The 21,960-nt window shown below is 68.0% G+C and carries 19 protein-coding genes; 6 read left to right on the top strand and 13 right to left on the bottom strand.

Features of this window, described 5'->3' with window-relative positions; translation table 11 throughout:
• Positions 1 to 38: 38 nt before the first annotated feature.
• The 6 genes from BAC01S_RS13850 to BAC01S_RS33840 all read right to left on the bottom strand — a co-directional run bounded on the left by BAC01S_RS13850 (position 39) and on the right by BAC01S_RS33840 (position 4,854).
• On the bottom strand, positions 39 to 863 hold the full coding sequence (locus tag BAC01S_RS13850; protein WP_027795304.1) for a hypothetical protein: 825 nt from the start codon (positions 861 to 863) through the stop codon (positions 39 to 41).
• A gap of 15 nt (positions 864 to 878) precedes the next feature.
• Positions 879 to 1,592, bottom strand: coding sequence for a C39 family peptidase (locus BAC01S_RS13845; RefSeq protein WP_027795303.1), 714 nt, complete (start codon positions 1,590 to 1,592; stop codon positions 879 to 881).
• Positions 1,593 to 1,713: 121 nt separating this feature from the next.
• Positions 1,714 to 3,132 carry a hypothetical protein gene (locus BAC01S_RS13840; RefSeq protein WP_027795302.1) on the bottom strand — a complete coding sequence of 473 codons (1,419 nt, stop codon included), beginning with the start codon at positions 3,130 to 3,132 and terminating at the stop codon, positions 1,714 to 1,716.
• A 27-nt stretch (positions 3,133 to 3,159) separates the two neighbouring features.
• Positions 3,160 to 3,765, bottom strand: a complete 606-nt coding sequence (locus BAC01S_RS13835; protein ID WP_027795301.1) for a hypothetical protein — start codon at positions 3,763 to 3,765, stop codon at positions 3,160 to 3,162.
• Positions 3,762 to 4,253 (bottom strand): hypothetical protein, encoded by a 492-nt coding sequence (locus BAC01S_RS13830; protein ID WP_043202217.1) that lies wholly within the window; start codon positions 4,251 to 4,253, stop codon positions 3,762 to 3,764. The genes BAC01S_RS13835 and BAC01S_RS13830 overlap by 4 nt, the downstream gene beginning before the upstream one ends.
• An 88-nt stretch (positions 4,254 to 4,341) precedes the next feature.
• On the bottom strand, positions 4,342 to 4,854 hold the full coding sequence (locus BAC01S_RS33840; protein WP_027795299.1) for a hypothetical protein: 513 nt from the start codon (positions 4,852 to 4,854) through the stop codon (positions 4,342 to 4,344).
• A 551-nt stretch (positions 4,855 to 5,405) separates the two neighbouring features.
• On the opposite strand from BAC01S_RS33840, the gene BAC01S_RS13820 reads away from it, so the two are divergent.
• Together BAC01S_RS13820 and BAC01S_RS13815 are read left to right on the top strand one after the other, a co-directional pair.
• Positions 5,406 to 6,797, top strand: a complete 1,392-nt coding sequence (locus BAC01S_RS13820) for a sigma-54 dependent transcriptional regulator (RefSeq protein WP_027795298.1) — start codon at positions 5,406 to 5,408, stop codon at positions 6,795 to 6,797.
• Positions 6,798 to 6,923: 126 nt separating this feature from the next.
• Positions 6,924 to 7,895 carry a thymidylate synthase gene (locus tag BAC01S_RS13815; RefSeq protein ID WP_027795297.1) on the top strand — a complete coding sequence of 324 codons (972 nt, stop codon included), beginning with the start codon at positions 6,924 to 6,926 and terminating at the stop codon, positions 7,893 to 7,895.
• Between the two features lie 113 nt (positions 7,896 to 8,008).
• On the opposite strand, the gene BAC01S_RS13810 is transcribed toward BAC01S_RS13815, so the two are convergent.
• Both BAC01S_RS13810 and BAC01S_RS13805 read right to left on the bottom strand, forming a co-directional pair.
• Positions 8,009 to 10,330: a DUF6600 domain-containing protein gene (locus BAC01S_RS13810; RefSeq protein ID WP_027795296.1), complete on the bottom strand. Its 2,322-nt coding sequence runs from the start codon at positions 10,328 to 10,330 to the stop codon at positions 8,009 to 8,011.
• 212 nt (positions 10,331 to 10,542) lie between these two features.
• Positions 10,543 to 11,253: an ArsR/SmtB family transcription factor gene (locus tag BAC01S_RS13805; protein WP_027795295.1), complete on the bottom strand. Its 711-nt coding sequence runs from the start codon at positions 11,251 to 11,253 to the stop codon at positions 10,543 to 10,545.
• Between the two features lie 200 nt (positions 11,254 to 11,453).
• Here BAC01S_RS13805 and BAC01S_RS35105 point away from each other — a divergent pair, with 200 nt between their 5' ends.
• From BAC01S_RS35105 to BAC01S_RS13790, 3 genes are all read left to right on the top strand, one after another.
• On the top strand, positions 11,454 to 11,600 hold the full coding sequence (locus BAC01S_RS35105; protein ID WP_169740121.1) for a hypothetical protein: 147 nt from the start codon (positions 11,454 to 11,456) through the stop codon (positions 11,598 to 11,600).
• 92 nt (positions 11,601 to 11,692) lie between these two features.
• Entirely contained in the window at positions 11,693 to 12,712 is a 1,020-nt protein-coding gene (locus BAC01S_RS13795) for a GlxA family transcriptional regulator (protein ID WP_027795294.1), read from the top strand.
• A 119-nt stretch (positions 12,713 to 12,831) separates the two neighbouring features.
• On the top strand, positions 12,832 to 13,335 hold the full coding sequence (locus BAC01S_RS13790; protein WP_043202214.1) for an acyl-CoA thioesterase: 504 nt from the start codon (positions 12,832 to 12,834) through the stop codon (positions 13,333 to 13,335).
• Positions 13,336 to 13,428: 93 nt separating this feature from the next.
• On the opposite strand, the gene fumC is transcribed toward BAC01S_RS13790, so the two are convergent.
• The 5 genes from fumC to BAC01S_RS13765 all read right to left on the bottom strand — a co-directional run bounded on the left by fumC (position 13,429) and on the right by BAC01S_RS13765 (position 19,582).
• Entirely contained in the window at positions 13,429 to 14,829 is a 1,401-nt protein-coding gene (gene fumC, locus BAC01S_RS13785) for a class II fumarate hydratase (RefSeq protein ID WP_027795292.1), read from the bottom strand.
• 87 nt (positions 14,830 to 14,916) lie between these two features.
• On the bottom strand, positions 14,917 to 16,533 hold the full coding sequence (locus BAC01S_RS13780; protein WP_043202212.1) for a phospholipase D family protein: 1,617 nt from the start codon (positions 16,531 to 16,533) through the stop codon (positions 14,917 to 14,919).
• Positions 16,534 to 16,714: 181 nt separating this feature from the next.
• Positions 16,715 to 17,689: a ketopantoate/pantoate/pantothenate transporter PanS gene (gene panS / locus BAC01S_RS13775; protein WP_027795290.1), complete on the bottom strand. Its 975-nt coding sequence runs from the start codon at positions 17,687 to 17,689 to the stop codon at positions 16,715 to 16,717.
• 132 nt (positions 17,690 to 17,821) lie between these two features.
• Entirely contained in the window at positions 17,822 to 19,228 is a 1,407-nt protein-coding gene (locus BAC01S_RS13770) for an MATE family efflux transporter (RefSeq protein WP_027795289.1), read from the bottom strand.
• 132 nt (positions 19,229 to 19,360) lie between these two features.
• Complete coding sequence (locus tag BAC01S_RS13765; protein ID WP_027795288.1) at positions 19,361 to 19,582, bottom strand: RNA-binding S4 domain-containing protein; 222 nt, start codon at positions 19,580 to 19,582, stop codon at positions 19,361 to 19,363.
• A gap of 190 nt (positions 19,583 to 19,772) precedes the next feature.
• Here BAC01S_RS13765 and BAC01S_RS13760 point away from each other — a divergent pair, with 190 nt between their 5' ends.
• Positions 19,773 to 21,926 (top strand): ATP-dependent helicase, encoded by a 2,154-nt coding sequence (locus BAC01S_RS13760; protein ID WP_043202210.1) that lies wholly within the window; start codon positions 19,773 to 19,775, stop codon positions 21,924 to 21,926.
• The last annotated feature ends 34 nt before the right edge of the window (positions 21,927 to 21,960 follow it).

Genomic DNA, 21,960 nt, shown 5'->3' with positions numbered 1-21,960 from the left:
CTGCCCGCGGGCCCCCCGCCCGCGACGGTGCCTCCTCGTTAGTGGCTAATGCGCAGTGCCTGTAGTAAGCCGGACTGCCGGATCATGGCGGAGCTCATCTGCTGCGTCTGCAGAGTCAGCGCCAGCCGATTGGCGACCTGCTGGTTATTGCCTGCGATCTGGAGCAACTGGGCAATGGCGCCGGCCTGCTGGGCGTTGCTCGGCACGACGCTCTGCGTCGCGATGCCGGCGGGCGTCTGCAACGAGAGGTTGATGCTGTTATTCGCGAACGAGATGCCGGCCGTGACACTGCCGCTCGCATTCGAGGCGAACGCGCTCGTCTGGTTGTTGGCGCCCGTGAGCTGCGGCAGCGAACTGCTGTAGTCGATGGTGGCGCCGTTGCTGCCGCTATTGCTGTTGCCGGCAACCTGCGTGATCTGCGATATCCCGTTGACGGCCACGTTCTGACCGCCCGTGGCGACGGCATTCGGATTGGCGCCGGTGTTATGCGAATTGTTGCCGCCCGTGACGCTGGCCGACGTCTGGATCTGGGCCGTCAACTGGTTGGTGACGCTTTGGGTGACGCTGAGTGCGCCTTGCGCGACTGCCGTCGCGCCATTCGGCAATTGCCATTCGGAAAGCAGGCTCAGAACGAACCCGGAAATCATGTTGCTGCCGGCATACTTGCCGGTCTGATGGGAGAGCACGTCGTCGTCGACGGGCTGGCACTGAATGTTCTGCTGCTGCGCGGCGGCGCCGACCGAGAGAAAGGCAGGCAACGTCTGGGCTTCGATGCCTCCGGCGACAGGCGCACCGCTCGCATGGCTGCAGGCGAGCGCGACGAGCGCTGCCGTGACGCCATACTTTGAGAGCTTGCAGTTCATGGCTGGATCACTACATCAGAACATTACGGCCTTTTCGAGGCCGTAATCGACAAAGGGTGTCGCCGCCATACCGTTCGCCAGGGCGTTGGCGCGCAGCTTGAGTGCGAGCGACTGGTTGTTCTGCAGTAACGGAGAATCCTCCCTGAAGGGTTTGCCGAGCACCGCGAAGACGAGGCCGTTCCAGGTCTTCGCGAAATCGTCCTCGGCGACGATGCGATTGCCGAGCGCCGGATCCGCAATGAACACGCGGCCTTCTTCGGCATGCTTCACGATCACGAAATGCTCGTAGCCGTCGATGTTCATGAGGACGAGCACGGGAATCTGCAAGTGATAGAGCGCGTCGGTGTTGACGCGAAAACCACGTCCGCGCAGGCCGATCGTTTCCACGAACTTCTTCATGTCGAGCATCGAAAAGCCGTTCTTCACGACCACCTCGGGCGTCGAGTACACCATCATCCGGCGAATCAGTTCGACCTCCGGAATATCGATGTCGTAGCCGTCCTTGAGAAGTGTCGCGAGTGCAGCGGCGCCACAGCTGTAGTCGAACTGCTGGGTGATGATGCCGCTGTAGCGAATGTCCTTCATCGAGCGAATCGGCAACTTCACCGGCACGCCAATGAGGTTAGTCGCATCGAGCGTCGACTGTGCGTGGGCTTGCGCACACAAAACACAAGCTGCGAGCGCAACGACGCAAGCTTTCGACGCCGGGAACCGGTCGAGCCCGGGCATGGTGGTCTCCTGTCGATCCGGAGTCGGCTTTTTATGCCTGCTCCGGTCCCACGCAGGTTGTTGCTACGGGAAACGCGCCGGCTGCTGCAGTGGCAGCCGGCGCGCGTACTGCGCCAGGCGGTTACTTCGAGATGGTCAGAGCAGCGATGGCAAGGCCGTTGTGCTGGACGTTGCCCGCGCCGCCGGCGATGTTCACGCCGATGTTGCCGCTGGCGCCGGCGAGCGCATTCGCGGCCATCGAGGCGGTGCCGCCGAACGAGCCGTTGAAGTTCATGCTGGCCGTCTGGTTGTTCTGGTCGGTGGCGACCATGGCAGCGCCGCTCGGGGCCTTCGTGTCGGTGCTGCTGGCGGCGGCGAGGCTGTTGTTCTGCGCGTTGCCCACGCCGGCGGCGACGTTCACGCCGATGTTGCCGGTTGCGCCGGCGAGCGCGTTGCTGCCGATGGACGCGTTGACGTTGAAGTTGTTGATCGACGCGTCGCCCGAGGTCGACTGATTGTTGAAGACCTGGGCATTGCCGAACACGCTGCCCGCATCGATCATGGCCAGCGACGCATCGTTGCTTTGCGCGTTGTCCACGCCTTCCGTGATGTTGATGCCGACGTTACCCGACACGCCCATGGCACCCGAGCTGCCGTCGCCGATGTTCGCGTTGAGCGAGCCGGTCGGGATGCCGTTGTAGTGCGTCGTGACCGCGCCCACCGTCGTCGTGCTGGTGGTGTCGTCATGCGACTTCACGCTCCACTGGGCGTTGACCGAGCCCGAGTTGACCGAACCGTTCACGCTATAGCCGCTCGACTGCTCGCCGAAGGCCTGGTAGCCCGAGCCCTCGTTCGCCTGGGCACCCCACACCGCGCCCTGGCCCGAGCCTTCCGTGCCTTCGAAGTAGCCGCCTACGCCCGAGCCCTTGGCATAGCTGGACTCGTTGTAGCCGGCCGAGAGGCCGCCCTGGACGTAGCCGCCACCGCCGCTGTTGCCGAAGAACGGGTTGCCATAGTGATACGAGCCATACGAGCCGCCGGCGTGGCCGCCCGCGGAGAGGTGGCCGCCCTGGCTCTGGTTCGTGTTGTAGAAGTAGCCGCCGATGCCCGCGCTCTGCTGGCTATATTCGTAGCCGCCGCCGGCTGCGAACGCCGACTGGTTGCCATAGGCATAGCCCGACGTTGCTTCGAAGCCTTGCGCGCCGGCCGATGCATGGTAGCTCGTCGTCGTGAGCGAGCCCGATGCCGTGCCGCCGATGTTGGCCGTGTTCGTCGTGTTGTGCGTGAAGGTGGTCGTCGAGCCGGTCTGATAGGAGCCCGTCGGCAGGTTCGGCGTCAGCGTGACGCCGTCCGAGCCGAGGTTGACGTTCTGCGTGTTGTTGACGACGGCGCCGGTGGTGCTCGACACGCCGACGCAGCCATACAGCAGAACGCCGCCCCAGAGTTCGGCGCCCTGGGTGACGCCGGTTGCGTTGTAGATGAACGGGTCCGCCCAGCTATGGGCGAAGACGCTGCCCGACGATACCGCGAGAACTGCCGCAGCAATGAGAGTGCGCTTCATGATGTCGCTCCGATACTGATTGGTCAGTTAGAAAAGAGTGCCCGCCGGGGGACGGAGCACAAAACTGTTCGCCGTAGCATTACCGGCTCCGACGGTCTGGTTCACCTGCACGAGACCAGTCGCATTCCTGAACGCCGTACTGCCGATACTCGCTTCACGAATGCCACTGGACTCGGCCGATCGGCCCGGACCACCGTTCGTTGCAGCTGTCGCAGACAGATCCCCGTCCGAGACAGTTTCAACACCGATCACAGCAGTGCCGATTCGGGCACTGTTGCTTTGGGTATTTCCTGCGCCCGCAGCCTGGTTCACGAGAACCGCGCCCGACGCGTTCGCAAAGGCGCCCTGGCCGATGCTCGCGGTCGCGACCGGCACGCGTGCCCGCGCGCTCGCGGTCTGTTCGCTGCTGATGCCGTTGACCATGATTGAGCTTCCGCTCGTGATGGTCATCTGGTTGGACTGCGCGTTGTTCAGGCCCGCCGCCTCGTTGACGGTGACCGCGCCGACCGTGCCGGTTGCCGCGTCCGCGCCGATCACCGCATTGGCGGTGACGACACCCTGGGCTTGCGCGGCGCCCGCGCCGGCGAGCAGGGCGGCGGCGAGCGCGGCCGGAAGAAGCCGGCGGCCGTTCATTTCACGGCTCCGAGGGCGGCCGAGATCGGCGCCAGCGCGCCGGTCACGGCGGACGTGATCGAGCCGCCCATGCCGCCGGCCTGGACGCCCGCGCCCATCGCCATGTTGTTGCCGCTTTCCCGGCCGCTCAGGACGCCGGTGAGCACCTGCATGCTGGCGGCCGTGGCGCCGGCCGTGTTGCTCGCGACGACGCCGGTCGAACCGTGAGCGCTCGTGAGTTCCGCGTCGGAGACGACGGCGGCCATGGTCGGGTTGAACGTGTTGGCCGGGAACGTGGTCGCCCGCACGAGCACCGGATCCTGGCTCCTCGGCACGCTGTCGAAGGCGCCGCGCGGCGTGACATCGCGCTCGACGATGATGTCGCCCGGATTCGTGACCTGCTGCGCCATGGCCACCGCCGTTACACCTGCTGCAAGGCAGCCGCAGAGCACCGCGGCGATCCTTGCTGAACGCCGGCCCGCGGCTGGCGTGGTGATGCGTGCTGACATGTTGGTCTCCTGCAGTCCGGGGCGCACCGCTGTGCGCCGCGCCGGACACCGCGCCGCCCGGGCGGCGCGGGTTGCTTTCTCGATCGGATTACTTCCTCGTGTAACTGGCCACATTGCCCTGGGCGGCCGAACCGTCGACCGGGATCGGCATGGGGGCGGGCGGCGCGATTTCGTCCCACAAGGTGACGTTGTTGCCGCCGTGCATCAGCTGCGGCGTGGCGGCCACCATCACCATGCCGACGGCGCCGCCGCGCTGGCGCGACAGCGTCTGGTCGTCCAGCGCGCCGATGCCGGCCACCACGCTGTCGTCGTCTTCCGGCGACGGGTCGGCGGCGAGCGGGCCGCTTGCGGCGCCCGCGTCGTCGTCGTCAGGCGTCGCGGCCAGCTTCAGCGTCGCGGACATCGCCCACGGCGCACCGAACGTGTCGGGCGTTGCAGGAATGACATCGGCGAACACCTTCGCGGCGGCCGAGGCGACCTGCGCGCCGGCATCGAACGATTGCGCGTGCACCGACGGCGCAAGGGCAAGCAGCGCGGCAGCCGCGAGGGCGGCGGCGCTGGCATTGAACTGGCGTCTGGTGTTGAGGTGGACGAGTCGCATGGCGTATCTCCTGGTGCCGGAGATTTAGCGAAACGTGTGCCATGTGCCGCAAACCGTTGATGCGCTTCGATGCGCGATATTTTCTGCGAAATTTGAATGGCCGATTTTCGTCAAAATGTTTCAGTGTTGAAACGAGCAATGCTGAATCGGGTCCGCAGATTGCGCAGACGTAACATTCCGGAATGCCGCCTTATTCGGCGATGCGTGAAGAGAAAGGAAACATCTGATTTATTTTCTTCGGACGATATGGGAATATCCCGCCCTGGAAGCCTTTCCATCCGGCCCGCATTGATTCGCCGGGCATATTTCCTATCCACGAGCCCAATGCATATAGTAAGCTTCAGAAAACGTCGTACTGCCCAAAAGAAAAAAGGCCAAAAGGGCCACTGACACACACACGCCACGACTCGGGGTTATGCCGTCAGCAAAAAGCATGTTTGTTCGCCGCCAATCCGATCAATGCGGTGAAATGGCGCTTAATGCTGCGTGTCTGGACATTCAGGTGCGTGCCGTCAATCTCCAACGCAGTGTTTGGCGAGAGGATCTGAATAATGGAATCCGCAACGCGGCAATTGATTTACGTGACGCGCGAACCCGACAAGGTGCTGCACCAGCGATTCGACGAGCGCGGCTGGCAGGTGGAGGTGGTCGGCACCGCACGTGACGCGCGGCGGGCGCTGCGCGCAGGACTTCCTGCCGGCGGCCTGCTCGACCTTTCCAGTCATTTCCATCTGAATGAGATCGGCTCGTTCGAGCCTTGCCTTACGTTGCCTAACGTCGGCTGGGTTGCGGCCACCACCACGGGCCAGCTCAAGGACGCCACGCTGCGCCGGCTCGTGCGCGACTACTGTTTCGATTACGTAACGGTGCCGTGGAACGGCGAGCGCATCGTCGATTCGATCGGCCATGCCTATGGCATGGTTTCGCTCGTCGAGCCGGCCTCGAACGACACCACGGGCGGCACCGAGGGCGAAATGGTGGGCTCGTGCGAGGCGATGCTCGCGCTGTTCCGCTCGATCCGCAAGGTCGCGATGACCGATGCGCCGGTGTTCATCTCGGGCGAATCGGGCACGGGCAAGGAGCTGACCGCCGTCGCGATCCACGAGCGCTCGTCGCGGCGCACCGCGCCGTTCGTGCCGATCAACTGCGGCGCGATCCCCCCGCATCTGCTGCAATCCGAGCTGTTCGGCTACGAGCGCGGCGCGTTCACGGGCGCGAGCCAGCGCAAGGTCGGCCGCGTGGAGGCGGCCAACGGCGGCACGCTGTTCCTCGACGAGATCGGCGATCTGCCGCTGGAAAGCCAGGCAAGCCTGCTGCGTTTCCTGCAGGAAGGCAAGATCGAACGCCTGGGCGGCCACCAGTCGATTCCGGTGGACGTGCGCATCATCTCGGCAACGCACGTCGACATGCGTGCGGCGATGCTGGAAGGGCGCTTCCGCCAGGATCTGTATCACCGGCTTTGCGTGCTGCAGATCGACGAGCCGCCGCTGCGCGCGCGCGGCAAGGACATCGAACTGCTCGCGCGCCATATGCTCGAGCGCTTTCGCAAGGACGGCGGCCGGCGCCTGCGCGGCTTCTCGCCCGACGCGATCGCGGCGCTCCATAATTACAGCTGGCCGGGCAATGTGCGCGAGCTCATCAATCGCGTGCGGCGCGCCATCGTGATGTCGGAGGGGCGGGCCATCACGGCGCGCGACCTCGAACTCGGCGATTACGTCGAGGTGGTGCCGGTATCCCTCTCGCAGGCGCGCGAGGCGGCCGAGCGCCAGGCCATCGAACTCGCGCTGCTGCGCCATCGCGGGCGTCTTGGCGACGCGGCGCAGGAGCTCGGCATCTCGCGCGTGACGCTGTACCGGCTGCTATGCGCGCACGGCATGCGCCATATGGAAAGCGATCCGCTCGCGCCGCATCCGGGAGGACTGGCTTCGGGGGGCGGGGCGTAAGTTCGGGGCCGGCGGGGCGTGCGACACGCGCCGCCCGACCTGACCGCCGCGCGCTTGCTAAAATCGGGGTTTTCCATCCGAACCGGGCCAATCGGGCGTTGAGCCTGCCCGCCGAAGGAACCCCGCATGAAACAGTATCTCGAGCTGGTCCGCTCGATTCTCGACACCGGCACCTGGCAGGAAAACCGCACGGGCATCCGCACGATCAGCCAGCCCGGCGCGATGCTGCGCTTCGACCTGCAACAGGGCTTTCCGGCCGTCACCACGAAGAAGCTGGCGTTCAAGTCCGCCGTCGGCGAGCTGATCGGCTTTCTGCGCGCCTCGCGCAGCGCGGCCGACTTCCGCGCGCTCGGCTGCAAGGTCTGGGACGCCAACGCGAACGAGAACGCGCAGTGGCTCGCGAATCCCTATCGCGAAGGCCCGGACGACCTCGGCGGCGTGTACGGCGTGCAGTGGCGCCGCTGGCCCGCGTACAAGGTGCTGGATGCCGGCGCGACGGCGCGCATTGCCGATGCGCAGTCGCGCGGCTATGCGCGCGTGGCGGAATTCGTCGAGGACGGGCGCCCGCAGGTGCTGCTCTACAAGGCGATCGACCAGTTGCGCCAGTGTCTCGACACGATCATGCACAACCCCGCCGACCGGCGCATTCTGTTTCATGCGTGGAATCCGGCTGTGCTCGAAGAGATTGCGCTGCCCGCCTGCCACCTGCTGTATCAGTTCCTGCCGAACGCGGCGAAGCGCGAGATTTCGCTGTGTCTTTATATCCGCAGCAATGATGTGGGCCTCGGCACGCCGTTCAACCTGACCGAGGGGGCGGTGCTGCTGTACCTGGTCGCCCGGCTGACGGGCTACACGCCGCGCTGGTTCACGTACTTCATCGGCGACGCGCACATCTACGAGAACCAGCTCGACATGCTGAACGAGCAGTTGCGCCGCGAGCCGTTCGAAAGTCCGCAACTGGCGATCTCGGAGCGCGTGCCCGAGTATGCGAAGACGGGCGTGTACGAGCCGGAATGGCTGGAGAAGGTCGAGCCCGCCGATTTCTCGCTGGTCGGCTACCGGCATCACGAACCGCTGACGGCGCCGATGGCGGTTTGAGCGCGCTCAGCACCGTCTGGATATAGGCGGCACCGGCGGCCGCCTCATGAAAAAGGCCCGCGAACTCAGGTTCGCGGGCCTTTGCGCTTGGTGGCCATGCTCAGTGGCCGTGCTCAGCCGTGCTGGTGGTCGTCGTGACCGCGGTTCGCGTGCTCATCCGGATGGGGCGCCGGACGCGGTTCCGCGTGCGGTTGAGGCTGCGGGCGCGGCTCCGCACGTTGCTGCGGCTGTGGGCGGGCCTCCGCATGCTGCTCCGGTTGCGGACGGTTCTCCGGCCGTTGCTGCGGTTGCGGCTGCGGGTGGTATTCCGCGCGCGCCTGCGCCGGTTCGGGACGCGGCTGCGCCTGCGGTTGCGGGCGAGACTCCTCCCGAGCCTGCTGGGGCGCCTGCGGCCTGGCCTCGGGAGCCTGCTCGAAGCCGCGCTGCGGCTGACCCTGCGGCTCGCGGACATTCGCCGCTTCGCGTGCTTCGGGCTGCGCCGGACGGCCGGCGCCGTTCCCAGGTTCACCGCGCGTGGCCATCGGCGCATGCGGCTGCGTCCAGACCGGCTGATGCGCCTCGGCCTGGCCCGGCGCGTTCGGCGCACCGCCTTCCGGGCGGCCCCCGGCCTGCGGCGGATGCGGCACGCCATGCGCTTCTTGCACCGGCTCACGGGCGTTCGCCATGTTCGGCTGGCCGCGTTCGGGCGCGGGCGCGCCGGCCGCCATGCCGCCCGGACGGCCGGGTTGCGGCGCCGCGCCCGCGGGGCGTTCCGCTTCGCGCATCACCGGCGAATGCGGCGGCACCACGCGCACGTTCTGCGGCGCCCAGCCGCCGTGCGCGGCCTCGAGCGGCGCATGGGCCGGGGCTGAGACGCGCACGACCGGCGCGCCGGCCCCCGGCACCGCGCCGCCTTCATGCGCGAAGCGCTGGGCGAGGGTGTCGTGGAAGGCGGGCGGCGTGACGGCCGCGCGCGTTGCCACGACCTGGCGCGCCTGCAGCGCCGCGGGCGGGCGATAGTTCGCGCGCTGCAGCGCGCCGCCGAAGCTGCCCCGCACCGGTGCGATGCCCGGCGTGCCGGACTCTATGCGGGCGTTGCGCCACTGCTGCGGATCGACGCGTTGCGCGAAGCGCGCGACGGGCTGACCGTGGACGAAGTCCGTCGCCGGCACCGCCGTCACCGCACCCGGCACGCGATAGTTGACGAAGGTGTTGTGCACGTTGACGTTCGTGATGTTGGTCACGTGCACGTTGTTGACGACGACCGTCTGGTTCACGCGCTGATAGTAGTGCGGGCTCCAGCCGCCCCAGCCGGGATGCCACGGCTCGCCCGGCCCGAGCGCGAACCAGGCAACGCCTGCCGCGGCCACGCCGCCCACGGTCAGGTCCACGCCCCAGTTCACGCCGCCGCCCCCGCCGCCGACGAAGGCCACGAGCGCCGGCGCATAAACGGGTGGCGCGCTCTCGACGAGCGGCCCGGGCACCCACGCCCAGCTGTCGTCGACATAGGCCCAGCGGCCATAGTGATAGGGCGCGAAGCCCCACGGGGCATCGTCGACCCAGGTCCAGCCCCACGGCGCCTGCCAGACCCAATGGCCGTCGTGGTACGGCGCCCAGCCCGCGGGCTCGGCGTTCGGCACCCAGACTTCGCCGTACTGCGGGTTCTCGCGCCAGCTGCCGTTGGCATCGAGGTCCTCGTAACCGGGCATGTCGCGCGAGACATAGCGCGCCGAGATCGAGCGGTCCTCGGCTTCGTCGCGAGCCAGCGCCCACTGGTCGAAGGCGTCGGGCGGCGGCGCGGCGTTGCTCGCCGTCTCCTGCAGGCTGGTGCCGCCGAACTGGATCTGCTGACCCGCCGACATCGGAATCTGGCCGTTCTCGCCGTACACCGTCACGCTGCCGCTGCGCACGGTCACGGTCGTCGAGCTGCCGTCCGGCGCCACGTCCACGCGATAGTCGCCGGGCTGGTTCACGCCGAGCGCGAGGTTCGGCGTGTCGATTTCATAGGTGGTGCCGGCGGGCAGCTCGCGCACGCGCGTCGAAAGCGTGCCTTGCGCGACCTTCAACTGGGCGGCGTTGTCGCTGAGGTTCAGGATGTCGAGGCTCGTTTGCGCTCCCATGCGCACGGCCGTCGAGCCGATATGGAGTTCCGAGCGCGCATTCGCGTCGTTCCAGAGCTGGTCGCCCGTCGTGAGCGGGCGGTTCACCTGGGCGTAGGACCAGTCGGTGGTGCCGGCCGGTTCGGTCGTGACGGCGCCGGCCATATAGTCGAGCCGCGCGACGCGGCCCGGCGGATCGACGTTCGCGCCTTCCTGCGCGCTGGCGTCGGGCGGTGGCGCGGACTGCGCGAATGCCGGGGCGGCGGCGAGGTTCAGCGCGGCAAGCGCGGCGCAGGCAATCAGCGTGTGGCCGGTAAGCCGGCGAAATGAGAGGTGGGTCGGTGTGCGCTCTTTCATGTTTTTCTCCATGGCGCACCGCTTGTACGGCGCGTCCTGTGAAGCACTGTAACGGCCGTGCTTGTTTCCATGCGCGCGGAATTGTAAGACCTTCTGCTCCAGATGTAACAGAACGTGTTGCCACGTAAGGATTGCAAGGTGGGGCGTGCGAAGGCCCTCCCCGGCGCGAATTGGCGGGCAGATCTCGATCGGGAAAGGGATGGCGTGGCGATCTAACCAGCCGTCAATGCGTCGAACTCGCGCTGTCCCGCCGGCGTGATGCGCAGCACGCGCGGCCGGCTCGCATGTTCGACCCAGCCGTTCGCGAGCCAGCAATCGAGCAGCGCGGCACCCAGCGCGCCGCCCAGGTGCGGCCGCCGCTCGCTCCAGTCGAGGCAGGTGCAGGCGAAGCGGCGCCGCTTCGCGCGCAGCGCGCCGACATCGACGCCCAGACCGCGCAGCCGTGCGGTGCCATCGGGCGTGGCGTCGAGATAGCCGCCGTCGAAGACGAGCAAGCCGTCGTCGACGAAGCGCTCGAACACGCTGACGGCGACTTCGCCCGCCATATGGTCATAGCAGGTGCGGGCATGGCGCATTTCCAGCGGCACCGTGCGCGCGGGCCGTATTGCCGGCTGCGGCGTCGCCGCTTCGGCGATGTTCATGAGGGCTTCGACGGCCGCCGCGATGTCGGGCGTCGCGATCCGGTAGTAGCGATGGCGGCCGCGCACGTCGAGCGCGAGCAGGCCGCCTTCGGTGAGGCGCGCGAGGTGCGCGCTCGCCGCCGAGGGCGAGAGCCCCGCGATCAGCGTGAGTTCGCCGGCGGGCCGCGCACTGCCGTCCATCAGCGCCCAAAGCATGGCGGCGCGGCCGGGGTCGGCGAGCAGCGCGCCGATGCGCGAGAGGCCGGGGAAGTGGCGGTTTTCGTCGGCAAGCGGGGCGGCCATGACGGTTCCTTGCGAGGGCGGCACGCGGGTGCCCATGAGCGTTACTCTAGCCGCGCACGGCATTCGACGTTTCACGTTGGCCTGAAATATGAAGCTTCCCCGCGCCGATCTCTTGAGGGGCCCCGTGGAGGCGGGGTCGCTTCTGTGTGTGCCGGGGCCGCTGCGCTAGAATCTAGACACCTCTTTCACCGCATGCCGAGATGAAACGCTTTCTGGCCCTCGCGGCTGCCTGCTCCCTCGCCTTGCTGTGCGCGGCTTGCGCACAGGGCGGTCCTGCGCCGTCGAACGACGTGAGCGGGGTCACGATGTACGGCACCCTCGACGAAGGCATCGTCATCCGGCGTTGAGCATGGCCTGGCAGGAATTGATGCCATCGTGACATGACTGCCAGCCGGAGCGATGCGATGATGATTGCATCGCGTCTTTCCGGCTTCGCGTCATGTCTCAATCCTCCGCCGTACATCACGTCGTTTTCGCCGTCGCCCCCGATCTCGTTCTGCTCGATGCGTGCGGACCCATCGAAGCGTTCTGGCGCGCCGAACTCGCGGTACGTGCCGCCCGTCCCGCGCAGGCAGCTCGCGGCGAGCCCTGTGCGTACCGCGTCACGGTCGCCTCGGTGGCGGGCGGCGTGCTTCCGACTTTCGCGGGCCTGCCCGTCGTCACCGAACGGCTCGACGCGCTCGATGCCGCCACCATCGACACGCTGATCGTGCCGGGAACGCCCATCGACGATGCTACGCGGCTGCAGCCCGAACTCGTCGCCTGGATCGCGGCGCGCGCGCCGCACGCACGGCGCGTGGCGGCGGTGTGCACGGGCGCGTTCTATCTCGCCGCCGCCGGTCTGCTGGATGGCCGCCGCGCGACGACGCATTGGCGCAACGCAGCCGAGCTCAAGCGGCGCTTTCCGCAGGTGGAAGTCGATCCCGATCCGATCTTCCTGTGCGATGCGCGCGATGGCCGCGTGGTCTGGACTTCGGCGGGCGTGACGGCGGGCATCGATCTGTCGCTCGCGCTGATCGAGGAGGACCATGGCCACGCCGTGGCGATGCAGACCGCGCGCCGGCTCGTGGTGTTCATGAAGCGGCCCGGCGGCCAGGCGCAGTTCAGCGAGGCGCTGGCGGCGCAGTCCGTGGCGGGCGGCACGTTCGACGCCCTGCACGGCTGGATGGCCGCGAACCTGCATACGGAACTGAGTGTCGAGCGGCTTGCCGAGGCGGCGCGCATGAGCCCGCGCACGTTCGCGCGGCGCTATACCGAAGCGGTGGGGCGCACGCCGGCGCGCACGGTGTCGGCGATGCGCGTGGAAGCCGCGGCGCACGCGCTCGTGCAATCGCGCCGGCCGCTCAAGCGGATCGCCGCCGACTGCGGCTTCGGCAGCGAGCAGAACCTGCGGCGCGCATTCGAGCGCAGCTATGGCGTGCTGCCGCTCGAATACCGGGAGCGCTTCGCGGCGGCGTAGCGCTGCGACGGGAAGGCAGGACTCGGCCCGACGCTGCGCCGGCCCGGTTGCAACCGTATAATCGACGCCTTCCCATAAGCACGCTGCGCAAGCGGCAAACCCCACGAGCGGAGCCCATCATGAGTACGCCTTCCCAGCCGCTGGACCGTTCGGAAACGACGTTCCGCTTTCTGGCCGAGCCGACGTCGGTGAATTTTGGCGGCAAAGTGCACGGCGGTGCGCTGATGAAATGGATCGACGAGACCGCTTATGCGTGCGCGGCCGTCTGGTCGGGCCGCTACTGCGTGACGGTGAGCGTGGGCAACATCCGCTTTCGCCGGCCGATCCTCGTCGGCAACATGGTCGAGCTGCGCGCGCGCGTGGTGGCGACGGGCCGCACGTCGATGCACATCCACATCACGGTGCACGCCGGCGACCCGAAGAGCGGCCAGTTGCGCCTCACGACCGACTGCCTGATCGTGTTCGTTGCCGTGGACGAGAACGGCAATCCGATTCCCGTGCCGACGTTCACGCCCGAGACCGAGGAGCAGCAGCGCCTCGCCAGGTACGCGCTCGACGTGAGGCATGCGCTCGACGCGATCGTCGAGCTGAAGCCCGAGGAAGTCGCGAAGGGTCAGGTCTGAAGGGCGACGCCAATAGCGCGATGAAAACAAAGCGGGCGGCGAGGATTCGATTCCTCGCCGCCCGTTTGCGTTGGGCGAAGACGAAAGCGCTCGCTACTTCTTCAGATTCCCCACCATGTCGGCGGGCTTGACCCACTCGTCGAACTGCGCCTCGGTGACGTGGCCGAGCGCAAGCGCGGCGGCCTTGAGCGTCGTGCCTTCCTTGTGCGCCTTCTTGGCGATCTGCGCGGCCTTGTCGTAGCCGATGTGCGGGTTGAGCGCCGTCACGAGCATCAATGATTCGTTGAGCAAAGTGTCGATGCGCGTGCGATTCGGCTCGATGCCCACGGCGCAGTGATCGTTGAAGCTGAGCGCGCCGTCCGCGAGCAGGCGGATCGACTGCAGCACGTTATGCGCGATCATCGGCCGGAACACGTTGAGCTCGAAGTTGCCGCTTGCGCCGCCGAAGTTCACGGCCGCGTCGTTGCCGAACACCTGGCAGCAGAGCATCGTCACTGCTTCGGACTGCGTAGGGTTCACCTTGCCGGGCATGATCGAGCTGCCGGGCTCGTTCTCGGGAATCGAGAGTTCGCCGAGGCCGCAGCGCGGGCCGCTCGCGAGCCAGCGGATATCGTTGGTGATCTTCATGAGGCTTGCCGCGACGGTCTTGAGCGCGCCGTGCGCGAACACGAGCGCGTCTGCCGCGGCCATCACCTCGAACTTGTTGGGCGCCGTGACGAAGGGCACGCCCGTGAGCTTGCCGATGGTTTCCGCCACTTTCTGCGCGAACTGCGGATGCGCGTTCAGGCCCGTGCCGACGGCGGTGCCGCCCTGCGCGAGCTCGTAGAGATGCGGCAGCGCCGACTCGACATGCTTGATGCCCTGGTCGAGCTGCGCGACATAGCCGGAGAACTCCTGGCCGAGCGTGAGCGGCGTGGCGTCCTGCAGGTGGGTGCGGCCGATCTTGACGATGCCGGCGAAGGCCTTGGCCTTGGCGTCGAGCGTGTCGCGCAGCGTCTTCAGCGCGGGCAGCAGATGCTTGACGATGCCGTAAGCCGCGGCGACGTGCATGGCCGTCGGGAACACGTCGTTCGACGACTGGCCGCGATTGACGTCGTCATTCGGGTGAACGAGGCGGGCTTCGCCGCGCTCGCCGCCCAGAATTTCGCTCGCCCGGTTCGCGATCACCTCGTTGAGGTTCATGTTGGTCTGCGTGCCCGAGCCGGTCTGCCAGACCGCGAGCGGGAACTCGCCGGGGTGCTTGCCTTCGATGATCTCGTCGGCGGCCTGCATGATCGCGTGCGCCTTCTTCTCGTCGAGCACGCCGAGGGCAAGGTTGACCTCGGCGGCCGCGCGCTTGATCGTGGCGAGCGCGTTGATCAGTTCGGGCGACTGCTTCTCGGTCGAAATGCGGAAGTTCTGCAGGGAGCGCTGCGTCTGCGCTCCCCAGAGGCGCGCGGCGGGCACGGCGATCTCGCCGAACGTGTCGCGCTCCAGTCTTACGTCTTCGGTCATGGTGCACTCCGGTGGATGGCGCGACGCCGGCCAGGGCGCGGGCGTCGCTTTCGGGTCCGCTTTTGTGTCCGGTCGAGGACGGCGGCTTCACAGCTGATTGTCGACCGGCAACAGCAAGAATAGCCCGGTCAGCAGATTTCGGCAGAAACCGGCGTTGGGGTCGACGTTATATGTGTGGATCATGCCGTCTTCCTCGTCGGTCCACACGAGCGGCGAGGCCGTGGCCGCGGTTTCCGCGGGCGTGGCGAGCGTCACGTGGTAGCTGTGCGTGGGCGAGGTCGCGCGCGCGAAATAGCCCGCTACCTCGTGCGCGAGCACCGGGCTGTCGATGGTCAGCGCAAGCTCGGTGTTCAGGCTCGCGGAGCGCGGGTCGAGATTGAGCGAGCCGATCACGACGGTCTCGTCGTCGATGACGTAGGCTTTCGCGTGCAGGCTCGAGCGCGAATGCGAGCCGGCGATGCTGACCCGCCCGCGCGAGGGCACGTCCTCCTTGAACTCGTAGAGTTCGGCGCCGGCGCGCAGCAGCGGCACGCGGTAGGGGCTGTAGCCGGCCTGCACGGCGACGGCGTCCGTGGCCGCGAGCGAGTTGGTCAGGAACGCCACGCGCACGCCGCGCGCGGTCAGCTTGCGCACCTCCTCGACCCCCGCGTCGTGCGGCACGAAGTAGGGCGTGAAAGCCAGCACGCTGCTGTGCGCCGTGTGGATGCGGTCGAGCAGCGACTGCATGGCTGCGCCCACCTCGCCGCTCGGGGCGGCCTGCGCGTCGGCGATCTTCTCGGGCGAGTCGGCGACGAACGAGCAGTTCGCCCATTCGAGGTCGAGCTGATGCCGCGCGATCTGAATGTCGAGCGGTGTCGCGTTGAGCGGCTTCGCGTTATAGGGATCGGCGTTCCCGTGCCAGTGGCGGCGCAATTCGTCGCGCGCGGCGTCGAGCTCGTGCGGATCGAACTGCTGGCGGTTCAGCGCGCTCAAGGGGTAGGCGACGCTGCTGTTCCAGTACGCGTCGAAGCTTGCCGAGATCTGCGCCGCGACCGGGCCGGCCGCGAGCACGTCGAGATCGGTGAACTGCAACGTCGGGCTCGCGCTGAAGTACTCGTCGCCCAGATTGCGGCCGCCCACGATGGCGAGCTGGTTGTCCACGATCATCGCCTTGTTGTGCATGCGGCGCGTGAACTGGTCGAGGTTCGTGAAGAGGTTCGCCGTGCGCGTGATCATGCCTTCGCGCGCGCTGCCATACGGGTTGAACACGCGAATCTGGATCATCGGGTGCGTGTTCAGGGCCGCCATCAGACTGTCGATGTCGTGGAAGTTCAGGTCGTCCACGAGCATGCGCACGCGCACGCCGTGATCGGCCGCGTAGAGCGCCGCGCCCAGCAGCAGCTTGCCGGTCGTGTCCTCGTTGGCGATGTAGTACTGCATGTCGAGCGTTTTCGTCGCGGCCCGCGCGAGCGCGATGCGCATCTGCAGGGAGTCGGTGCCGGTGGCGAGGAGGCGAAAGCCCGACTGGCCCGGGTGCGCCGCTTCAGGCGCCGCGAGCGCGGTGCCGAGGGCGGTTGGCGTGGTTTGCGGCAGCGCCAGGGTGGTTTCGCGCGGCAACGCCGTGGCGGGCGGGCGCGTGGCGCAGGCGGCGAGGAGCGTCGCGCAGAGGAGGGCAAGGGCGGTGCGCAGGGTTCGCGCGAACAGGCGCGCCGCATGGCGGCGCATCGGGGCTTCGGTCGGTGCGGGTGGCGCAGTCAAGCGGGGTCTCCCGTGCGGTCGTGGCGCGCAGTCGTTTCTTCCTGCGGAGTGGGCCCGATTCTACGGGAGCGTCCTCGCTCGCGCGTTGGCGGGGTGCGCTCGGGTATGGGCGAAAGCGGCGGTGCTTCAGCGCGGCCGCCTGCCAGTTTCAGCCGCGTGGGGTGGTGGCCCGGGCGCGCGGCTGCAGCGCCTCGTCGGCATCCCGCGTGCTGCCGCGCGCCGGCTTGCCGGCCCAGTAGCCCGCGAGCAGCGACCCCGAAAGGTTGTGCCACACCGAGAACAGCGCGCCGGGCAGCGCGGCGAGCGGCGAGAAGTAGAGCTTGCCGAGCGTCGCAGCGAGCCCCGAGTTCTGCATGCCGACTTCGATGGCGAGCGTGCGGCACACGGACTCGTCGAAGCCGAGCAGGCGTCCGCCCCAATAGCCGCCGAGGAGGCCGAGGCCGTTGTGCAGGACCACGCCGAGCGCGACCAGCGGCCCGACCGTCGCGATGCTCGCGTGCGTGCCGCCCACCACGGCGGCGATGATCGCGAGGATCGCCGCCATCGAGACGAGCGGCAGCGCCGGCTCGATGCGGCGCACGAGCCCGTGGGCGAGGCGGTTGACGACGAGACCGATAAGGATCGGCAGGCCGACGATCTGCAGGATGCTCAGCAGCATGCCGCGCACGTCGACCGTGATCGAGGCATCGACATAAACGCGGGTGAGGAGCGGGGTGGCGAATACGCCGACAAGCGTGGAGAGCGCGCTGATCGTGACCGAAAGCGCGACGTCGCCGCGCGCGAGATAGATCATCACGTTCGAGGCGGTGCCGCTTGCCACGCTGCCCACGAGCACCATGCCGGCCGTGAGGTCGGGCGGCATGTGCAGCGCCTTGGCGATTGCCCACGCGGCGAGCGGCATCACGAGGTAATGCAGGAGGATGCCGGCCAGAACGGGCGCGGGGCGCGTGAACACGCGCTGGAAGTCGGCGAAGGAGAGCGTGACGCCCATCGCGAGCATGATGATCATGAGCAGCGTCGTGACGTGCGGCGCGATCGGCGCGACCGCGCCCGGCGCGAAGTAGGCGACGAGGGAGACGAGCACGGCCCAGAGCGGGAAGAGTCGGGTGATCGGGGCAAGCATGGCGGGGTGGTCTCCGGTTTTATGGGCGAGGCTGCGTTCGTTGTCGGCCGATGCGCTTGCGCGCCGCATGGACAGCGGGACGGCGAGCATGGGCCGGCCATTTTAACCGGATGCTTAACTGCCCGAGGCGCGTCAGACCTGGCGGGTTCCGGTGGCCGCGGCGACGACGCGCCGCAGGCTCATCCGGTGAAAACGCAGCGTCATCAGCACGGCGACCGTGGCAAGGCCCGCGGCGAGGCCCCACCAGAGCCCGCGCGCGCCCAGCCCGAAGTGGAACGCGAGCGCGTAGCCGATCGGGAAGCCGATGCCCCAGTAGCCGAGCGTGGCCGCCATCATCGGAATGCGCGTGTCCTTCAGGCCGCGCAGGCAGCCCGAGCCCACGGTCTGCACGCCGTCGGCGATCTGGAACAGCGCCGCCACGCCGAGCAGCGAGGTCGCGAGCGTGACGGTCGCGGCATTCGCGGGATCGTCGAGGTGCAGATAGAGCCCGACGATCCAGTGCGGCGCGAACACCATCACGAGCGCCGAAAGCGACATGAAGCCCCCGCCGAGCGCGAGCGCGACGAAGCCGGCATGACGCGCCGCGCCCGGCTGCCCGGCGCCGGACCAGTAGCCGACGCGCACGTTGGCCGCCTGGCCGATCGCGAGCGGCACCATGAACGACACGGAGGCCACGTTCAGCGCGATCTGGTGCGCGGCGAGCGGCGTCTCCCCGAGCAGGCCCATCAGCAGGCCGGTGACGAGGAACAGCATCGCCTCGACCGCGTAGGTGATCGCGACGGGCCAGCCGATCGAGACGAGTTCGCCCATCATGGGCCCCGTGGGCCGCCGCGCGGCGACGAAATGTTGGTGCGAGGGCCGCAGGTGCAGCAGCGCCATCAGCACGATGGCGGTGAGCCAGACCGTGATCGCGGTGGCTGTCGCCGAGCCGAGGAAGCCGAGGTGCGGCAGTCCCCACGCGCCGTGGATCAGCCCGTAGTTGAGGAAGCCGTTGACGAACACGCACGCGAGCGACACCCACAAGAGGCGCTTCGCGGCGCCGATGGCGGGCAGGAACGAGCGCAGGAGCCCCACGCCGATCAGGCTCGCGGGCGCGCCCCAGCGCAATACGGCCGCATATTCGCCGACGTGCTGCGCGAGCAGCGGCGGTTCGCCGAGCCTGAGCAGGACGGGACCCGCGAACGAAAGCAGCACGAACGCGGGCAGCGACAGCAGCAGCGCGAGCGCGAAGCCGGTCCAGTAGATATGCGGCACGTCCTGATCGTTCTGCGCGCCGCGCGCCTGGGCGACGCTCACGCTCACCGACGTCAGCACACCCTGCAGCACCGTCACCACCACGAAGAACAGGTTCGCGCCGAGCCCGCCCGCCGCGAGCGAATCCGCGCCGAGCGAGCCGAGCAGCACCGTGTCGGTCACGCTCATGGCCATCTGCGAAAGCTGGGCGATGGCGAGCGGGGCGGCGAGGCGCGCGGTGTCGGCGGCGTGGCGGGAGAGAGTGGGCGGCGCGATGGCGCGCGCGGCGAGCGTGGGTCGGGTCATAAAAGACAAGCGGCGCGAAGAGTCGCGCCGCGCGGCATTAGGGCGTTTTGTCGGACGTTCTGTCGGAATCGACAGCTTATTGCGGGTTAGCCCTGTTGTCGATCATGAAGCCCATTTCTGGTGCATTTTCTTTCATTCCGCTTCGCGGATCGCGATGCGCGTGTCGCCCAGCAGCACGACCTGGCCCGCGCGGATCTTGCAGGTTTTGCGCAGCTCGACCTCGCCATCCACCTTCACCGCCCCCGAAGCGACGATCTGCTTGGCCGAGCCGCCGCTGTCGGCGAGGCCCGTGATCTTCAGGAGGTTGTGCAGTTCGACGAATTCGCCGGTCAGCGTGAAATCGAGATTGGGCATGGCTGGGTTGGCCTGAGATGCAGGTGCAGGAGCGTTCGAAGGGTTCGCATCATACGGCATGCGCCCAGTGGGGCCAACGAGGGCGCTTGGGACATAAATACCGCCAGATCGCGTCTGGATCGGCGCTTGCCGGCGTGGGGTGTATGGATATACAGTATGCGTCGCCCCTTGTTTCCAGACGCCCACTGCCGTGTCCAGCGTAGTCGAAAACCCCGCCGCGAGCGACGCTGTTGCCACCGTCGCAACTGCCGTTGCCAACTGGCTCTCGAAACTCAACGATGCCCAGCGGGCGGCCGTCGAGCACGGTGGCCCGGACGGCTTCGCGCCCGGCGCGGCGCTGCCCCCGCCGCTCTTGGTGATCGCCGGCGCGGGGTCGGGCAAGACCAATACGCTCGCGCATCGCGTCGCGCATCTTGTTGTCAACGGCGCCGATCCGCACCGTATCCTGCTGCTTACGTTCTCGCGCCGCGCGGCCGAGGAGATGAAGCGCCGCGTCGGCCGCATCGCCGCGGGTGTGCCGGGCGCGTCGGCGGCGCTCGCGCAGGGGCTCACGTGGGCGGGCACGTTTCATGGCGTCGGAGCCCGCCTGCTGCGCGAGTACGCCGAGCAGATCGGCCTCTCCCCGGCCTTCACGATCAACGACCGCGAGGATTCCGCCGACCTGATGAACCTCGTGCGCCACGAGCTGGGTCTCTCGGCGAAGGAGCGGCGCTTTCCTTCGAAGAACACCTGCCTCGCCATCTACTCGCGCGTCGTCAACACGGGCGACACGCTCGCGAACGTGCTGAACCGCTCGTTCTCGTGGTGCCTCGAGTGGGAACCGCAACTGAAGGCGCTTTTCGCCGCCTACGTCGATGCGAAGCAGAAGCAGAACGTGCTCGACTACGACGACCTGCTGCTCTACTGGGCGCACATGGCCGCGGAACCGTCGCTTGCCGCCGATCTGGCGGGCCGCTTCGACCACGTGCTGGTGGACGAATATCAGGACACCAACCGCCTGCAGGCCACGATCCTGCTCGCGCTCAAGCCCGACGGACGCGGTCTCACGGTGGTCGGCGACGACGCCCAGGCCATCTACTCGTTTCGCGGTGCGACGGTGCGCAACATCCTCGATTTTCCGGCGCAGTTCGATCCGCCCGCGCGCCAGGTCACGCTCGAGCGCAACTATCGCTCGACGCAGCCCATTCTCGCCGCCTCGAATGCCGTGATCGACGCCGCGCGCGAGCGCTTCACGAAGAACCTCTGGAGCGACCGGCCCTCGGCGCAGCGCCCGCGCCTCGTAACGGTTGCCGACGAGGCCACCCAGGCGCGCTACGTCGTCGAACAGATTCTCGAGGCGCGCGAGGCGGGCATGAAGCTCAAGCAGCAAGCCGTGCTGTTTCGCGCCGCGCACCACAGCGCGACGCTCGAAATCGAGCTCGCGCGGCGCAACATCCCGTTCGTGAAGTTCGGCGGACTGCGCTTTCTCGACGCCGCGCATGTCAAGGACGTGCTCGCGGTGCTGCGCTGGACGGAGAATCCGCTCGACCGGGTGGCGGGATTTCGGGTCGCCCAGTTGCTGCCGGGCGTCGGCCCCGCGACGGCCGCGCGGCTGCTCGACCAGGTCGCGGCCTGCACGGGCGCGTATCGCGCGGCCGAGGCGCTGACCGCATTCGCGCCGCCGCCGCGCGCCGCCGAGGACTGGGCCGCTTTCGCTGCGCTGATCGACGATATCGGCCGGCGCGCGACGCCGTGGCCCGCCGAGTTCGAGCGCGTACGCCGCTGGTACGAGCCGCATCTCGAACGCAACCACGAGGATGCGGCCGTGCGCCTCGCGGACCTGCTGCAGATGGAGAGCATCGCGAGCACCTATGCCTCGCGCGAGCGCTTTCTGACGGAACTGACGCTCGATCCGCCCGACGCCACGAGCGCGGAATCGGCCGATCCGCTGCTCGACGAGGACTACCTGATCCTCTCGACGATCCACTCCGCGAAAGGGCAGGAGTGGCGCAACGTGTTCGTGCTCAACGGCGTGGACGGCTGCATCCCGTCCGATCTCGGCGCGGGCAGCGACGAGGAGCTGGAAGAGGAGCGGCGTCTGCTTTACGTGGCGATGACGCGCGCGAAAGAGGATCTGCACATTGTCGTGCCGCAGCGTTTCTATGTGCACAACCAGACCGCCTCGGGCGACCGTCACATATGGGCTTCGCGCACGCGCTTCATTGCAGCCGCGGCGCTGCCGCTCTTCGAGTCGCGCGCGTGGCCGCCTGCGCCCGCCGTCGCGCCGCCGAGTGCGGCGGGCCTTGCCGCCGCCGCGCAGGCGAAGATCGAAATTGGCGCGAAGCTCAGGAAGATGTGGGATTAGGCGGCCCGGGCTACGCGCCCCGAGCCAGGCGTCC

Origin of the sequence: Paraburkholderia acidipaludis NBRC 101816, assembly GCF_000684975.1 — a bacterium.
Taxonomy (GTDB): domain Bacteria; phylum Pseudomonadota; class Gammaproteobacteria; order Burkholderiales; family Burkholderiaceae; genus Paraburkholderia; species Paraburkholderia acidipaludis.
This window is presented reverse-complemented; position numbering and strand designations above follow the sequence as displayed.

What these genes read in the sequence shown, in the direction of transcription:
- BAC01S_RS13795 (WP_027795294.1), top strand. Translation starts at nt 11,693, where the DNA reads ATGTCTCAATCCTCCGCCGTACATCACGTCGTTTTCGCCGTCGCCCCC.
- BAC01S_RS13790 (WP_043202214.1), top strand. Translation starts at nt 12,832, where the DNA reads ATGAGTACGCCTTCCCAGCCGCTGGACCGTTCGGAAACGACGTTCCGC.
- BAC01S_RS13770 (WP_027795289.1), bottom strand. Translation starts at nt 19,228, where the DNA reads ATGACCCGACCCACGCTCGCCGCGCGCGCCATCGCGCCGCCCACTCTC.
- BAC01S_RS13815 (WP_027795297.1), top strand. Translation starts at nt 6,924, where the DNA reads ATGAAACAGTATCTCGAGCTGGTCCGCTCGATTCTCGACACCGGCACC.
- BAC01S_RS13780 (WP_043202212.1), bottom strand. Translation starts at nt 16,533, where the DNA reads ATGCGCCGCCATGCGGCGCGCCTGTTCGCGCGAACCCTGCGCACCGCC.
- BAC01S_RS13840 (WP_027795302.1), bottom strand. Translation starts at nt 3,132, where the DNA reads ATGAAGCGCACTCTCATTGCTGCGGCAGTTCTCGCGGTATCGTCGGGC.
- BAC01S_RS35105 (WP_169740121.1), top strand. Translation starts at nt 11,454, where the DNA reads ATGAAACGCTTTCTGGCCCTCGCGGCTGCCTGCTCCCTCGCCTTGCTG.
- BAC01S_RS33840 (WP_027795299.1), bottom strand. Translation starts at nt 4,854, where the DNA reads ATGCGACTCGTCCACCTCAACACCAGACGCCAGTTCAATGCCAGCGCC.
- BAC01S_RS13850 (WP_027795304.1), bottom strand. Translation starts at nt 863, where the DNA reads ATGAACTGCAAGCTCTCAAAGTATGGCGTCACGGCAGCGCTCGTCGCG.
- BAC01S_RS13845 (WP_027795303.1), bottom strand. Translation starts at nt 1,592, where the DNA reads ATGCCCGGGCTCGACCGGTTCCCGGCGTCGAAAGCTTGCGTCGTTGCG.
- BAC01S_RS13810 (WP_027795296.1), bottom strand. Translation starts at nt 10,330, where the DNA reads ATGAAAGAGCGCACACCGACCCACCTCTCATTTCGCCGGCTTACCGGC.
- BAC01S_RS13765 (WP_027795288.1), bottom strand. Translation starts at nt 19,582, where the DNA reads ATGCCCAATCTCGATTTCACGCTGACCGGCGAATTCGTCGAACTGCAC.
- BAC01S_RS13830 (WP_043202217.1), bottom strand. Translation starts at nt 4,253, where the DNA reads ATGTCAGCACGCATCACCACGCCAGCCGCGGGCCGGCGTTCAGCAAGG.
- panS (WP_027795290.1), bottom strand. Translation starts at nt 17,689, where the DNA reads ATGCTTGCCCCGATCACCCGACTCTTCCCGCTCTGGGCCGTGCTCGTC.
- BAC01S_RS13820 (WP_027795298.1), top strand. Translation starts at nt 5,406, where the DNA reads ATGGAATCCGCAACGCGGCAATTGATTTACGTGACGCGCGAACCCGAC.
- BAC01S_RS13805 (WP_027795295.1), bottom strand. Translation starts at nt 11,253, where the DNA reads ATGGCCGCCCCGCTTGCCGACGAAAACCGCCACTTCCCCGGCCTCTCG.
- BAC01S_RS13835 (WP_027795301.1), bottom strand. Translation starts at nt 3,765, where the DNA reads ATGAACGGCCGCCGGCTTCTTCCGGCCGCGCTCGCCGCCGCCCTGCTC.
- fumC (WP_027795292.1), bottom strand. Translation starts at nt 14,829, where the DNA reads ATGACCGAAGACGTAAGACTGGAGCGCGACACGTTCGGCGAGATCGCC.